Annotated in this window: 14 protein-coding genes; 13 read left to right on the forward strand and 1 reads right to left on the reverse strand. The window is 61.2% G+C overall.

The features are described from left to right. The first annotated feature begins 2 nt into the window (after positions 1-2). The 10 genes from aroA to cysM all read left to right on the forward strand — a co-directional run bounded on the left by aroA (position 3) and on the right by cysM (position 9,623). The gene (aroA, locus tag ACNA0I_RS12745; RefSeq protein ID WP_415806374.1) at positions 3-1,337 is read left to right on the forward strand and encodes a 3-phosphoshikimate 1-carboxyvinyltransferase; all 1,335 of its coding nucleotides are present in this window, start codon (positions 3-5) and stop codon (positions 1,335-1,337) included. A gap of 1 nt (position 1,338) precedes the next feature. Continuing rightward, positions 1,339-2,031 carry a (d)CMP kinase gene (cmk, locus tag ACNA0I_RS12750; protein WP_415806375.1) on the forward strand — a complete coding sequence of 231 codons (693 nt, stop codon included), beginning with the start codon at positions 1,339-1,341 and terminating at the stop codon, positions 2,029-2,031. Positions 2,032-2,185: 154 nt separating this feature from the next. Beyond that, positions 2,186-3,898 (forward strand): 30S ribosomal protein S1, encoded by a 1,713-nt coding sequence (rpsA, locus tag ACNA0I_RS12755; protein ID WP_415806376.1) that lies wholly within the window; start codon positions 2,186-2,188, stop codon positions 3,896-3,898. Between the two features lie 2 nt (positions 3,899-3,900). Continuing rightward, a complete protein-coding gene (locus ACNA0I_RS12760) occupies positions 3,901-4,260 on the forward strand; it encodes an integration host factor subunit beta (RefSeq protein WP_094820404.1) in 360 nt (119 codons plus the stop codon). Positions 4,261-4,512: 252 nt separating this feature from the next. Further along, a complete protein-coding gene (locus ACNA0I_RS12765; protein WP_094820405.1) occupies positions 4,513-4,827 on the forward strand; it encodes a LapA family protein in 315 nt (104 codons plus the stop codon). 39 nt (positions 4,828-4,866) lie between these two features. Beyond that, positions 4,867-6,096, forward strand: a complete 1,230-nt coding sequence (lapB, locus tag ACNA0I_RS12770; protein ID WP_415806377.1) for a lipopolysaccharide assembly protein LapB — start codon at positions 4,867-4,869, stop codon at positions 6,094-6,096. Continuing rightward, positions 6,093-7,034 carry a D-glycero-beta-D-manno-heptose-7-phosphate kinase gene (gene rfaE1, locus ACNA0I_RS12775; protein WP_415806378.1) on the forward strand — a complete coding sequence of 314 codons (942 nt, stop codon included), beginning with the start codon at positions 6,093-6,095 and terminating at the stop codon, positions 7,032-7,034. Before lapB ends, rfaE1 begins: the two co-directional genes overlap by 4 nt. Continuing rightward, positions 7,031-8,023, forward strand: coding sequence for an ADP-glyceromanno-heptose 6-epimerase (rfaD, locus tag ACNA0I_RS12780; protein ID WP_415806379.1), 993 nt, complete (start codon positions 7,031-7,033; stop codon positions 8,021-8,023). Before rfaE1 ends, rfaD begins: the two co-directional genes overlap by 4 nt. 126 nt (positions 8,024-8,149) lie before the next feature. Further along, complete coding sequence (locus tag ACNA0I_RS12785) at positions 8,150-8,635, forward strand: ComEA family DNA-binding protein (RefSeq protein ID WP_415806380.1); 486 nt, start codon at positions 8,150-8,152, stop codon at positions 8,633-8,635. Positions 8,636-8,699: 64 nt separating this feature from the next. Further along, on the forward strand, positions 8,700-9,623 hold the full coding sequence (gene cysM, locus ACNA0I_RS12790) for a cysteine synthase CysM (protein ID WP_415806381.1): 924 nt from the start codon (positions 8,700-8,702) through the stop codon (positions 9,621-9,623). A gap of 137 nt (positions 9,624-9,760) precedes the next feature. Here cysM and mltB read toward each other — a convergent pair whose 3' ends face one another. Next, a complete protein-coding gene (gene mltB, locus ACNA0I_RS12795; RefSeq protein ID WP_415806382.1) occupies positions 9,761-10,897 on the reverse strand; it encodes a lytic murein transglycosylase B in 1,137 nt (378 codons plus the stop codon). A 10-nt stretch (positions 10,898-10,907) separates the two neighbouring features. On the opposite strand from mltB, the gene ACNA0I_RS12800 reads away from it, so the two are divergent. The 3 genes from ACNA0I_RS12800 (at position 10,908) to ACNA0I_RS12810 (ending at position 13,582) form a co-directional block, all read left to right on the forward strand. Then, positions 10,908-11,831 carry a histone deacetylase family protein gene (locus tag ACNA0I_RS12800; RefSeq protein WP_415806457.1) on the forward strand — a complete coding sequence of 308 codons (924 nt, stop codon included), beginning with the start codon at positions 10,908-10,910 and terminating at the stop codon, positions 11,829-11,831. Positions 11,832-11,901: 70 nt separating this feature from the next. After that, positions 11,902-12,651, forward strand: coding sequence for an electron transfer flavoprotein subunit beta/FixA family protein (locus ACNA0I_RS12805; RefSeq protein WP_415806383.1), 750 nt, complete (start codon positions 11,902-11,904; stop codon positions 12,649-12,651). Between the two features lies 1 nt (position 12,652). Next, positions 12,653-13,582: an electron transfer flavoprotein subunit alpha/FixB family protein gene (locus tag ACNA0I_RS12810; RefSeq protein WP_415806384.1), complete on the forward strand. Its 930-nt coding sequence runs from the start codon at positions 12,653-12,655 to the stop codon at positions 13,580-13,582. Positions 13,583-13,718: the final 136 nt, after the last annotated feature.

Consider the following 13,718-nt stretch of genomic DNA (forward strand, 5'->3'; position numbering starts at 1 on the left):
TCATGGCCGGACCGTCATTTCTTGATTTGCCCCGCGCGCGGCAGGCGCGCGGCCAACTGGCCTTGCCAGGCTCTAAAAGTATTTCCAATCGTGTGCTGCTGCTGGCGGCATTGGCCGCCGGGCGCACGGATATCTCGGGTTTGCTGGACTCGGACGATACGCGCGTGATGTTGAATGCATTGCGACAGCTGGGGGTTGAGGTCACGGATACCGGGTCGGGCAGCGTGACCGTTGCCGGCGCGGGCCGTTTTCCGGTGAAGCAGGCGGATTTGTTCCTGGGCAATGCGGGCACTGCGTTTCGCCCGCTGACCGCGGCGTTGGCCTTGATGGGCGGGCAGTATCGCTTGTCGGGAGTGCCGCGTATGCACGAGCGGCCCATTGGTGATCTGGTCGATGCGTTGCGGCAATGGGGAGCCGAGATCAATTATGCAGGCCAGGAGGGATATCCCCCCTTGGAAATCGGCGCTGGCGCGATCCGTGCCGGGGCCCCTGCCAGCGTACAGGGCGCTGTGTCCAGCCAGTTTCTGACGGCGTTGCTCCTGGCCGCGCCGGTGCTGGCTCAGGAGAGTGATCAACCGGTGGTCATCGAGGTGATCGGCGAGCTGATTTCCAAGCCTTATATTGAAATCACGTTGAACCTGATGGCGCGTTATGGCGTGCAGGTGCGTCGCGACGGCTGGCAACAATTCGCGATCGACGCCGGTGCGGCCTATCGCAGCCCGGGGGCGATTGCCGTTGAGGGCGATGCCTCGTCTGCATCGTATTTCCTGGCCCTGGGAGCGATCGGCGGCGGCCCGCTGCGGGTGACAGGGGTGGGCGCCAACAGCATCCAGGGGGATGTCGCCTTTGCGCAGACTCTGGCAGAAATGGGCGCGCACATTGAGTATGGGCCCGATTGGATCGAGTCGCGTGGCATTCGTGTGGATCGAGGCGAGCGGCTGAAAGCCTTTGATACCGATTTCAATTTGATCCCGGATGCCGCCATGACGGCGGCCGCCCTGGCATTGTTTGCCGATGGGCCGTGCCGGCTGCGTAATATTGGCAGTTGGCGGGTCAAGGAAACCGACCGTATTCATGCCATGCATACGGAATTGACCAAGTTGGGCGCTGTGGTCAGCTCGGGGCCGGACTGGCTCCAGGTAACGCCTCCCACCGAGAATGGATGGCGGGATGCGCATATCGGCACCTGGGACGATCACCGTATGGCGATGTGTTTTTCGTTGGCCGCTTTTGGGCCGGCCGCGGTGCGCATTCTGGATCCTGGCTGCGTGAGCAAGACCTTCCCCGATTATTTTGATGTGTATGCCGGGCTGGTGTCCGGTGACGGTGCGAATTGACATGACGACAGACTCTGGCATGCCTGCCACGGAATTCACCGCGCGGGCCCCCGTGATTGCCATTGACGGGCCCACCGCCTCAGGCAAGGGAACTATCGCGCATCGCGTGGCGAGCGCGCTGGGGTGGGCGATATTGGATAGTGGGGCGTTGTATCGCCTGACGGCGTTGGCGGCCTTGAATCGCGGTCTGCTTGCCGAGGACGAAGCGAGCGTGGCGGAGGTAGCGCGGGGGCTGGACGTCTGCTTTGAGGGCGACCGGATCCTGCTCGAGGGTACTGATGCGAGCGAGGCCATCCGCCAGGAGCAGGTCGGCAATTTCGCCTCGCGTGTCGCGGCCTATCCTGCTGTGCGGCAGGCTTTGCTCGAGCGCCAGCGCGCGTTTCGCGTGGCCCCCGGCCTGGTGGCCGATGGCCGGGATATGGGCACCGTGGTGTTTCCGGATGCAGCCCTGAAGGTATTTCTGGTGGCCGACGTCGAGGCTCGTGCGCAAAGGCGTTGTAAGCAGTTGATCGAAAAGGGAATTTCTGCTAATCTTGACGACCTTCTGCGCGATATGCGCGAACGCGATGCGCGAGACATGCAGCGCAGCGTAGCGCCTCTCGTACCGGCCGCTGATGCACATGTGCTGGATTCGTCAGCGTTGACGATCGAGCAGACTGTGCAGGCAGTGCTCGGTTTTTGGCAGCAGGTTTAACCGTTTTTCGTTTTCCGTCCCTGGTGGCGGCTCGTAGCTGACAGGCATTTGCCTGGGGCATATGGGCTCTGCCGGGTTCATTCACTCCACTGTTGCGGGCAATCCGCTTCGGTGTGTTTTTAATGGCCATTTTGGCCCAATGGATTTCAACTCAATGTCTTCCGTTTCCACTCCCGCCACCGGCAGCGAAAGCTTTGCCGACCTCTTCGCAGAAAGCCTCAAAAGCCAGGACATGAAGTCCGGCGAAGTCATCAGCGCTGAAGTCGTGCGCGTTGATCACAACTTCGTCGTCGTCAATGCCGGCCTGAAGTCCGAAGCGCTGATCCCCCTGGAAGAGTTCCTGAACGACCAGGGCGAGCTCGAAGTGCAACCTGGCGATTTCGTCTCGGTGGCTATCGATTCCCTGGAAAACGGCTACGGCGACACCATTCTGTCGCGTGACCGCGCCAAGCGCCTGTCGGCCTGGCTGCAATTGGAACAAGCCCTCGAAAACGGCGAATTGGTCACCGGCACCATCACCGGCAAGGTCAAGGGCGGCCTGACCGTCATGACCAACGGCATCCGTGCATTCTTGCCCGGCTCGCTGGTTGATCTGCGTCCCGTCAAGGACACCACCCCGTACGAAGGCAAGACCCTCGAATTCAAAGTCATCAAGCTCGATCGCAAGCGTAACAACGTCGTGTTGTCGCGCCGCCAAGTGCTGGAAGCCAGCATGGGCGAAGAGCGCCAGAAACTGCTCGAAACCCTGCACGAAGGCGCAGTGGTCAAGGGCGTGGTCAAGAACATCACCGACTACGGTGCGTTCGTTGACCTGGGCGGCATCGACGGCCTGTTGCACATCACCGACATGGCATGGCGCCGCGTGCGTCACCCCTCCGAGGTCCTGCAAGTGGGCCAGGAAGTCGAAGCCAAGGTCCTCAAGTTCGACCAGGAAAAGAGCCGCGTCTCGCTGGGCGTCAAGCAACTGGGCGAAGACCCGTGGGTGGGCCTGGCCCGTCGTTACCCGCAGGGCACCCGTCTGTTCGGCAAGGTGACCAACCTGACCGACTACGGTGCGTTCGTCGAAGTCGAAGCCGGCATCGAAGGTCTGGTGCACGTCTCCGAAATGGACTGGACCAACAAGAACGTCGATCCGCGCAAGGTCGTGACCCTGGGCGAAGAAGTCGAAGTCATGGTCCTGGAAATCGACGAAGACCGTCGTCGTATCTCCCTGGGCATGAAGCAATGCCGTCAAAACCCGTGGGAAGAGTTCGCCACCAACTTCAAGCGTGGTGACAAGGTCCGCGGCGCCATCAAGTCGATCACCGACTTCGGCGTGTTCGTGGGTCTGCCCGGCGGTATCGATGGCCTGGTTCACCTGTCCGACCTGTCGTGGGCCGAGACCGGCGAAGAAGCCGTTCGCAACTTCAAGAAGGGCGACGAACTCGAAGCCGTCGTTCTGGGTATCGACACCGACAAGGAACGCATCTCGCTGGGTATCAAGCAGTTGGAAGGCGACCCCTTCAACAACTTCGTTGCTACCTACGACAAGGGCGCTGTGGTGCCTGGCGTGGTCAAGTCGGTCGAGCCCAAGGGTGCTGTCGTGACCCTGTCGGTCGACGTCGAAGGCTACCTGCGTGCTTCCGAAATCTCGGTTGGCCGTGTCGAAGACGCGACCACCGTGCTCAAGGAAGGCCAGAACGTCGAAGCCATGATCGTCAACGTCGATCGCAAGACGCGTTCGATCCAATTGTCGATCAAGGCTCGCGACAACGCCGAGACGGCCGATACCCTGCATCGTATGTCCGAAGCCAGCGCTTCCTCGGGTACGACCAACCTGGGCGCGTTGCTCAAGGCCAAGCTGGATCAACAGCGTAACGACGGCTAATAGTGACCAAGTCGGAGCTGATCGCCGCATTGGCGGCCCGCTATCCCCAGCTGGCCGCCCGCGACACCGATTACGCGGTCAAGACCATGCTCGACGCAATGGCTCAGGCGCTCGCCTCGGGCCAACGTATCGAGATCCGTGGATTTGGCAGCTTTTCGTTGTCGCAGCGCTCACCCCGCATCGGACGCAATCCCAAGTCCGGCGAGCAGGTGCTGGTGCCTGGTAAACAGGTACCGCACTTCAAAGCCGGCAAGGAATTGCGCGAGCGGGTTGATCAAGTGACTGACAATGCAGACGCATCATCGTCCGAGGGTATTTCGGACGATCCTATGCCTACATTGCTTGGCATGCACGTCATGTAGTGTGGTCAGGTGCGCAGCCATGTCATGTGCCAGGCTGTCCCGATAGATATACCGAGCCCCTTGAATGTCTTGCGGCATTCAAGGGGCTTTGGCATTCTAGGAGGGCTTACTGAGCGTTTCAGGATTGGGCCGTGCCCTGCCTGCCGTCGCGGAGCGAGGAAATTTGCGCTGGCCCGGTGTTTCCTCGGGATTGCACGGAATGAGCCCGCTTCCGCTTACAATTGAAGTCTTGAATTTTCTGGAGCATGCGCCATGCGTTACCTTATCTGGGCACTGCGATTGCTCGTCTTTATTGCGGTGCTGATGTTCGCGCTGAAGAACACCGGGCCGGTTGCGGTAAATTTCTATGCCGACTATGTGGTGCAGGATGTGCCGCTTATCGTCGTGATGCTGGTGACCTTTGTCGTGGGCACCGTGTTTGGCCTGTTGCTGACCGTGCCGGCGGCGATGCGTCGTCGCCGTGAGGCATTGCGCTTGCGTCGCGAGCTCGAACGTCTGCAGGCCGCGGCCAATGGGACGACGCCCGAAATCGCACCCGAGGCGATTGCCCCGATGTCGCCGCTGTAAGCAGCGTCCTTTTCTCTATCCTGCTACAGAGCTCGCCGCGTGGACTTCGAACCTTGGTGGTTAATTTTTGTGCCAGTGCTGTTTGCGCTGGGGTGGTTGGCAGCGCGTTTCGATTTTCGGCAGATGCTGCGCGAAACGCGAACCCTGCCGGATTCCTATTTCAAGGGCCTGAATTTCCTGCTCAACGAGCAGCCTGATCGCGCCATTGACGCCTTTGTCGAGGTGGCCAAGCTCGATCCCGAAACGACCGAGTTGCACTTTGCCCTGGGCAGCCTGTTTCGTCGCCGAGGCGAGATGGAGCGTGCCATTCGTGTGCACCAGAGCCTGCTGAGCCGTTCCGATTTGCCCGAGGCCGAGCGCGAGCACGCTCAGCACGAGTTGGCTCATGATTTTCTCAAGGCCGGCATGCTGGACCGTGCGGAAAGCGCCTTCGAACAACTGAAAGACACGCGTTATGCATTGCCTGCACTGCGGTCGCTGATTCGCATCTACGAGTCCGAGCACGATTGGCCGAGGGCGATCGAGGCGGTCAAGACGTTGCAGGGCCTGGTCGACGAGCCCGTCCCGCAGATCGTGCATTATTACTGCGAGCAGGCCCAAATGGCATTGGCGGCCAAGCCCTTTGACGCCGACGCGGCGCACACCGCCCTGGACGCGGCGGATCACGCTGCCAAGCAAGCCGGGCAGGGCGAATCCGCCAGCAAGGCAGCCAAGGTCCGCACCGCCATGTTGCGTGCCCGGCTGGCCCAGCTCGAGGGCGACCTCAAGCGCGAGCGCATGTATCTGGAATCCATTCTGGCCGACGCGCCCGAGTTTGCCGGTCAAGTCGCCGAGCAACTGCTGGCCAATTACCGCAATGCCGGGCAGGTGGCCGAGGGGCTGGACGTACTGCAAAAACAGTATGCGCGTTATGCCTCGCTGGATCTGTTCAACGTGGTCTTTCGCGAGTTGCGTGTCCAGCAGGGGGCTGCGCCTGCCTGGGCCTTTGCCCGGGGCGCGCTGCGGCACCATCCTTCGCTATTGGGGCTGGATCGCTTGCTGGAGGCGGAGCTCAGCAGCACCGACGGCAGCCAGCAGGACCAGGAACAAGGGCCTGTGCGCGGCGCGGATCTGAGTCTGTTGCGCAGCCTGATCCACAAACATACCCAGCGGCTGGATCGCTACGCCTGCCGCACTTGCGGCTTTCAGGCGCGGCGCTATTATTGGCAGTGTCCGGGGTGCAATGGGTGGGAGACCTATGCACCACGGCGTTTGGAAGAACTTGAATGAACGCATTTCCCACCGAAGCGATGACGCGCAGCCGTGTGCTGGTCGTGGGCGACGTCATGCTGGACCGATACTGGTTTGGCGAAGTCGATCGCATTTCTCCTGAGGCTCCGGTTCCTGTGGTGCGGGTTGCTCGGCGCGAAGACCGTCTAGGCGGCGCCGCTAACGTGGCGCGCAACGTGGTCGCGCTGGGCGGGCAGGCAACCTTGGTGGGCATCGTTGGAAAAGACGAGGCCGGCGACAGCATTACCAACCTGTCGACACAGGCGGGCATCAATGCCGATCTGGCGGCCGACGCGGAAAATCCGACGACGCTCAAGATGCGGGTCCTGGGACGCCAGCAGCAATTGCTGCGCGTTGACTTCGAGCAGCATCCTGCGCATGCGACGCTGGATGACTTGGACGCGCGTGTGGCGCGTCATCTCGCGCAACATGATGTGCTGGTCTTGTCGGACTACGCCAAAGGCGCACTCGATCGGGTCGAGGCGCTGATTGCATTGGCGCGTGGGGCTGGTGTTCCCGTGTTGGTTGATCCCAAGGGGGACGATTACACGCGTTATCGTGGTGCGACGCTGGTCACGCCCAACCGGGCCGAAATGCAGCAGGCGGTAGGTCGCTGGACCACCGAGTCGCAACTGACCGAACGCGCGCAGCGATTGCGCGAAGATCTTGATCTGGAAGCCTTGCTGGTGACGCGTTCCGAGCAGGGCATGACACTTTTTACCGCGGCAGGCCGCGAGCATGTCGACGCCCAGGCACACGAGGTGTTCGACGTGTCTGGCGCAGGCGATACCGTGCTGGCGACCTTGGCGGCGATGCGCGCGATTGGCCAGCCCTGGGAACAAGCCATGGCGTGGGCCAACCGTGCCGGCGGCATTGTCGTCGGCAAATTGGGTACGTCCGTCGTCACCGCCGCAGAACTCGCAGGAGCATCCTCATGATCGTCGTTACAGGCGCCGCCGGTTTCATCGGCAACAATCTCGTACGTGGCCTGAATCGGCGCGGTATTACGGACATTATCGCGGTCGATGATCTGACCGAAGGCGACAAATTTCTGAATCTGGTGGACCTGCAGATTGCAGACTATCTGGATAAAGACGAGTTTCGCCGTCGCGTACTCGCAGGCTCATTGCCGCCCTTGCAGGCCGTCTTGCACCAAGGGGCGTGCTCGGATACTACCGAGCGCAACGGGCGGTACATGATGGATAACAACTACCGGGTGACGCTGGAGCTCTTTGAGTATTGTCAGGCTCAACGCGTGCCGTTCCTGTATGCGTCCTCCGCGGCGGTTTATGGCGGTTCATCGGTATACGTCGAGGATCCCGCCAACGAACGGCCGTTGAACGTTTACGGTTATTCAAAGCTGTTGTTCGACCAAGTGCTGCGCACGCGCATGCATTCGTTGACTGCGCAGGTCGTGGGCCTGCGTTATTTCAACGTCTACGGTCCGCATGAACAGCACAAAGGCCGTATGGCGTCGGTGGCTTTTCACAACATGAATCAATTCCTGGCCGAGGGGCACGTCCGTTTGTTCGCGGGCTGGGATGGTTACGAAGACGGTGGCCAGAGCCGTGATTTCATCTCGGTGGACGATGTCGTCGCGGTCAATCTGCATTTTCTGGATCATCCGGAAACGTCGGGGATCTTTAACTGCGGAACAGGGCGCGCACAGCCGTTCAATGACGTGGCGGCTTCGGTCGTCAATGCCCTGCGCGCCGAGCGCGGAGAGGCACCTTTGCCACTGGAAAAACTGGTCGAACAGGGGCTGCTGCGCTATATCCCGTTCCCCGACGATCTCAAAGGCCGTTATCAAAGCTATACGCGCGCGGATGCGACGCAACTGCGCGCCGCCGGCTTTACGGCACCGATGCGGGATGTGCAAACGGGTGTGGCCGAATACGTGAAGTATTGGCGCGCGCGTCAGGCGTAGCCACTGCTCGTACGTAGTTTCCGAGGGTGATTTTTTCATTCACTCTCCGATTCGGCGGGGCGTGCAATGGGCATCATGAGTGGGCTGGCGGACGGTTCGTCCTGCCGTTTGATACGGAGCCTGATCTTGAATCCCTTTTTGCCTGTCCCCGTTGCTGCGCCCACGGAACCCCTGCCTTATTCTGTTCTGCGTCGTCCCGTGCGACGGCTATGGTCGGAGCGCTCTCGCTCCGCTGCCGACAGTCTGCCGATCGTGCGGCGGCGTTGGGTGCGTGTGCTCGGCCGTGTTGCAGTCGCGAGCGGGTTGGCGCTGATTGCGATGCCTGCCCACGCTCTGGACGCGAACGTGGCCACTATCGAGCAACTCGAGGCGATCAACGGCGTGGGCCCGCGTACTGCCAAAATCATCGTACAAGAGCGCGAGCGCGCCGGCCTGTTCGAGTCGCTAGAGGACCTGTCTGATCGCGTACGCGGTATCGGGCGCAAACGCCTGGGGCGCTTGCGCGCCGCTGGGTTGACCGTGGGCGCAGGTGTGACTGTGCTCAGCCCCAACTCGATTGCGATGCCTCAGTTTGCGCCCTCGCTGCCCCAGGCGACGCCTATCGCGCCATAGGGTGTCCCTGGCGCCGTCTCGGCTTTATCCCCGCAGTCAGGGATCCGGCGGTATGATCGATTGCATGGCTACTTTCTCATATCCCACAATCGCACAAACCGTCGGCAATACGCCGCTGGTCTGTTTGCAGCGTATCCCCAGCGCGGCGGCTCAGTCACGGGGCAACGTCGTCCTGGCCAAACTGGAAGGCAATAATCCCGCGGGCTCGGTCAAAGACCGCCCGGCGCTTTCCATGATTTTGCGCGCCGAAGAGCGCGGTGAAATCAAGCCGGGCGATACGCTGATCGAGGCCACCAGCGGCAATACGGGCATCGCGTTGGCAATGACAGCGGCCATGCGCGGCTATCGCATGGTATTGATCATGCCGGACAATCTATCGGTGGAGCGTCGAGCGGCCATGGCCGCCTACGGTGCCGAGCTGATTTTGACCCCTGCGAGCAAGGGTGGCATGGAGTATGCCCGCGACCTGGCCATGTCCATGCAAGACGAGGGCAAAGGCAAGGTCCTGGACCAGTTCGCCAATCCTGATAACCCGCGTGCTCACATCGAAGGCACAGGCCCTGAAATCTGGACCCAGACCGAAGGGCGCGTGACGCATTTCGTCAGCGCAATGGGTACCACTGGCACCATCATGGGTGTCTCGACCTACCTGAAGTCCCAGAATCCCAATGTGCAAGTCGTAGGCGCACAGCCTGCAGAGGGTTCGCAAATCCCGGGTATCCGTAAATGGCCCGAGGCCTACATGCCCGCGATTTTCGATCGCAGTCTGGTCGATGCCTACGAGTCCATCGAGCAGTCCGAGGCCGAAATCATGGCGCGCCGGTTGGCCGCCGAAGAAGGCATTTTCGGTGGTATTTCGTCGGCAGGCGCTTTGGTGGCGGCGTTACGCGTGTCCGAGCGCGTCGAGAATGCCACCATTGTGTTCATCGTCTGTGACCGCGGCGACCGGTATCTGTCTACTGGCGTATTTAACGAAAAATCCGCCTGAGTGCGCCTTTCCCGGCGGCCGTCCCAAGGTGAGAATCTGGGCGCAAGGAGCCACAAGCGCGGTATAGGAGGGCTTCTTATCGCCCTCCTGTTTTCTTCCGGCTATCGAGGCGGGCACGCGTGTGCCGTCGCCGTGTCTCAGCGCCCCATGCGCGTTTCCAGCTCAGCCGCGAGGTCGGCAACGGCCGTGGCATAGAAATAGCTGCGGTTGTACTGGGTCAGGGCAAAAAAGTTGGGCGTTGCTGTCCGGTACTGCACCGTGCCGCGGGCCTCTTCGACCAGGTCTACGACGCCGAGGGGGCGATCCTGCCAGCTTTCCGTACTGGCGCCTGCCGTCACACGGGCGCCGGCGGCTTGCAAGCTGCGCCAGGTTTGCGTAGGTGTGAGCCCGCCTGTGGCCAGGGCGGACGGGTCCGCCGGTAACAACACGGGGGCAAAAACCGGCAGTCCGCGCAACCATCCGTGCTCGACCAGGAAGTTGCCGACAGACATGACCGCGTCGTTCACGCTGCTGTTCAGCCTGATATGGCCATCGCCATCGCCATCGACGGCGTAACGCATGATGCTGCCAGGCATGAATTGCGGCATACCTATCGCCCCGGCGTACGAGCCTTTGGCATTCATATCGAGCTTGTCCTGCAGCGACAAGGTAATGAAATCAGCCAGCTGCCCACGGAACATCTCGGCCCGTTCGGGCTTGTTCGGATCTGGGTAATCAAAGGCCAGTGTGGTGAGCGCATCCAGGACACTGAAGCTGCCCATGTTGCGGCTGTACAGCGTTTCCACGCCGATGATGGATACGATGATCGAGGCGGGTACGCCATAGCGCTGCGCCGCCTGATTCAGCAGTGCCTGGTTTTCCTGCCAGAACTCCACGCCCCACTTGATACGTTTGGGCTCGACAAAACGGGCGCGATAGGTATTCCAGCTGCGCCATATTTTTCGTCCAGGCGGAGAGGGGGCGATCAAGCGTGCCACCGTCGCGTTGTAGCGAGCTTCGGTCAAGGCCTGCTCGATAGGTTCCAGGGGTAAATTACGTTCGGCTGCCAAGCGTTCTGCAAAGGCTTTGACTTCGGGCCGCAGCGTTCCTTTGGCGGTGAGCGCCGCAGGGGGCTCGCCCGTCGGCTGGGCGGGGCCTATGCGGATAGGCGTGACGCCAGCTGGTGCCTTAGGGGGAGTTTGGGCCTGGGATGAGCCCGAAGGCGCGGTGTTTGCACAACCCGCCAATACCAGGAATACCGTGCCGATTTGCACGAACCGCCGACAGATGAACATAATCTTCCTTATGGAGACCATGTATCTTACCCATCCGCTGTGCAAACTGCATGAAATGGGCAGTTGGCACCCCGAAAGTCCAGAGAGGCTGGATGCTATTGCCGACCAGTTATTGGTCAGCGGATTGGCACCATTTCTGCTGGAGCAGCAAGCCCCTGCGGCGACGCGCGAGGCGATTCTGCGCGTGCATTCCAAGGCGCATCTCGAAGGCTTGCAGGCACGCTCACCCACCGAGGGTTACAGCGCTATCGATCCCGACACCTTGATGAACCCGTATACCTACGAAGCAGCATTGCATGCCGCGGGGGCAGGGGTTGCGGCGGTGGATGCGGTGATGCAAGGCCAGGCGGTCAATGCTTTTTGTTCGGTGCGTCCACCGGGTCATCATGCCCGTCCAGATGTGGCTATGGGTTTTTGTTTTTTGAACAATATCGCGATTGCTGCGCAGCACGCCATTCACGCGTACGGAGTACAGCGCCTGGCGATTATCGATTTCGACGTCCATCACGGTAACGGCACTGAAGAGATGTTTGCGGGTGATGAACGGGTGTTGATGTGCAGTTTTTTCCAGCACCCGTTTTTCCCTCACAGCGGCGCCGAGAGCACCGCCGCCAATATGGTCAATGTTCCGGTTCCTGCCTATACTGGGGGCGCGGCCATACGTGAGTTGGTGCAGGACATTTGGTTGCCTCGCCTGGAGGCACATGCGCCAGAGTTGATTTTGGTCTCCGCGGGGTTTGATGCCCACCGCGAGGACGATATGGGCCAGATGGCGCTGGTCGAGGCCGATTACAGTTGGATGACCGAGCAGATCATGCAAATGGCCGATCGTCACGCGCAAGGCCGCATCGTCAGCATGCTGGAGGGCGGTTACAACTTGTCCGCTTTGGCGCGCAGCGTGGTCGCCCATCTGCGGGCTCTCACAAAGTTGTAGAATCAATGAATTGTGCAATGCGGGACCGGCGAGAGCCGGTCTATTATTCTTAAGCTTAGGAGGCTGCTGGATGAAGGTGCTGGTACCTGTAAAGCGCGTTGTTGACTATAACGTCAAGGTGCGCGTGAAATCGGATCAAACGGGCGTGGATATCGCGAACGTGAAGATGTCCATGAACCCCTTTGACGAAATCGCCGTCGAAGAAGCCACGCGCCTGAAGGAAAAAGGCGGCGCCACCGAGGTGATCGCCGTTTCTTGCGGCGTTGCGCAATGCCAGGAAACCCTGCGCACGGCCATGGCCATCGGCGCCGACCGCGGCATCCTGGTGCAGACCGACGCTGAACTCCAGCCGCTGGCCGTGGCCAAGCTGCTCAAGGGTCTGGTCGAAAAAGAGCAACCGCAACTGGTCATCCTGGGCAAGCAAGCCATTGACGACGATGCCAACCAGACTGGCCAGATGCTGGCTGCTCTGCTGGACTGGCCGCAAGCCACCTTCGCCAGCAAGGTCGAAGTCGCAGGCGACAGCGTCACGGTGACCCGCGAAGTCGACGGCGGCCTGGAAACGGTCAAGCTCTCGCTGCCGGCCATCATCACGACCGATCTGCGCCTGAACGAGCCGCGTTACGTCACGCTGCCCAACATCATGAAGGCCAAGAAGAAACAGCTGGACACCGTCACCCCCGAGGATCTGGGTGTAGATGCGGCGCCTCGCCTGAAGACCTTGAAAGTCACCGAGCCGCCCGCCCGCAAGGCCGGCATCAAGGTGGCCGACGTGGCTGCATTGGTCGACAAACTCAAGAACGAAGCGAAGGTGCTCTAAGATGACGACGCTGGTTATTGCCGAACACGACAACGCCCAACTGAAGGGCGCTACCTTGAATACCATTGCTGCCGCCGCCAAGGTGGGTGGTGATGTGCACGTGCTGGTCGCTGGCAGCAATGCGAAAGCCGTTGCTGATCAAGCTGCACAGGCCGCTGGCGTGGCTAAAGTCCTGCTGGCTGATGCTCCGCAACTGGCCGACGGCCTGGCGGAAAACCTGGCTGCCCAAGTCCTGGCCGTGGCTTCGAACTACAGCCACATCTTGTTCCCGGCCACCGCCTCGGGCAAGAACGTTGCCCCGCGCGTAGCTGCAAAGCTCGACGTGGCACAGGTCTCCGACATTATCGGTGTCGAGTCTGCCGATACCTTCCAACGCCCGATCTACGCCGGTAACGCCATCGCCACCGTGCAATCGAGCGACGCCGTGAAGGTCATCACCGTCCGTACGACCGGTTTCGACGCGGTCGCCGCCACCGGTGGTTCGGCCGCCGTGGAAACGATCGAAGCCGTTGCCGATTCGGGCAAGTCCTCGTTCGTGGGCCGCGAAGTCGCCAAGAGCGACCGTCCTGAGCTGGCCGGCGCACGCGTGGTCGTCTCCGGTGGCCGCGGTCTGGGCAGCGCTGAAAACTTCAAGATCCTCGATCCGCTCGCCGACAAGCTCGGCGCCGCGCTGGGCGCCTCGCGTGCCGCCGTTGATGCCGGCTACGCGCCCAACGACTGGCAGGTCGGCCAGACCGGCAAGATCGTGGCGCCGCAGTTGTACGTGGCCGTCGGTATCTCGGGCGCCATCCAGCATTTGGCTGGCATGAAGGACTCCAAGGTCATCGTGGCCATCAACAAAGACCCCGAAGCGCCGATTTTCGGCGTGGCCGATTACGGCCTGGTCGGTGACTTGTTCACGGTTGTCCCCGAGTTGGCTAATGCGCTGTAAATAGCATCGCCACAGTGCGCCGAACGGGCGTGCAGGGCTGGGTTTCCAGTTTCTGCACGCCCGTTTGTTTTTTTATCGCCGGGCCGCCCCAAGATAAAAAAGCCCCCTTTGGGGGCAGCAAGCCGAAGGCGCAGCG

This window comes from Bordetella muralis (assembly GCF_965139205.1).
GTDB classification, from domain to species: Bacteria; Pseudomonadota; Gammaproteobacteria; order Burkholderiales; family Burkholderiaceae_B; genus Bordetella_A; species Bordetella_A muralis.

Bases quoted from the DNA above. Each gene is read 5' to 3' on its own strand.
- aroA (WP_415806374.1), top strand. From the start codon at position 3: ATGGCCGGACCGTCATTTCTTGATTTGCCCCGCGCGCGGCAGGCGCGC.
- ACNA0I_RS12800 (WP_415806457.1), top strand. From the start codon at position 10,908: ATGGAGACCATGTATCTTACCCATCCGCTGTGCAAACTGCATGAAATG.
- rpsA (WP_415806376.1), top strand. From the start codon at position 2,186: ATGTCTTCCGTTTCCACTCCCGCCACCGGCAGCGAAAGCTTTGCCGAC.
- ACNA0I_RS12805 (WP_415806383.1), top strand. From the start codon at position 11,902: ATGAAGGTGCTGGTACCTGTAAAGCGCGTTGTTGACTATAACGTCAAG.
- cmk (WP_415806375.1), top strand. From the start codon at position 1,339: ATGACGACAGACTCTGGCATGCCTGCCACGGAATTCACCGCGCGGGCC.
- rfaE1 (WP_415806378.1), top strand. From the start codon at position 6,093: ATGAACGCATTTCCCACCGAAGCGATGACGCGCAGCCGTGTGCTGGTC.
- rfaD (WP_415806379.1), top strand. From the start codon at position 7,031: ATGATCGTCGTTACAGGCGCCGCCGGTTTCATCGGCAACAATCTCGTA.
- ACNA0I_RS12810 (WP_415806384.1), top strand. From the start codon at position 12,653: ATGACGACGCTGGTTATTGCCGAACACGACAACGCCCAACTGAAGGGC.
- ACNA0I_RS12765 (WP_094820405.1), top strand. From the start codon at position 4,513: ATGCGTTACCTTATCTGGGCACTGCGATTGCTCGTCTTTATTGCGGTG.
- cysM (WP_415806381.1), top strand. From the start codon at position 8,700: ATGGCTACTTTCTCATATCCCACAATCGCACAAACCGTCGGCAATACG.
- mltB (WP_415806382.1), bottom strand. From the start codon at position 10,897: ATGTTCATCTGTCGGCGGTTCGTGCAAATCGGCACGGTATTCCTGGTA.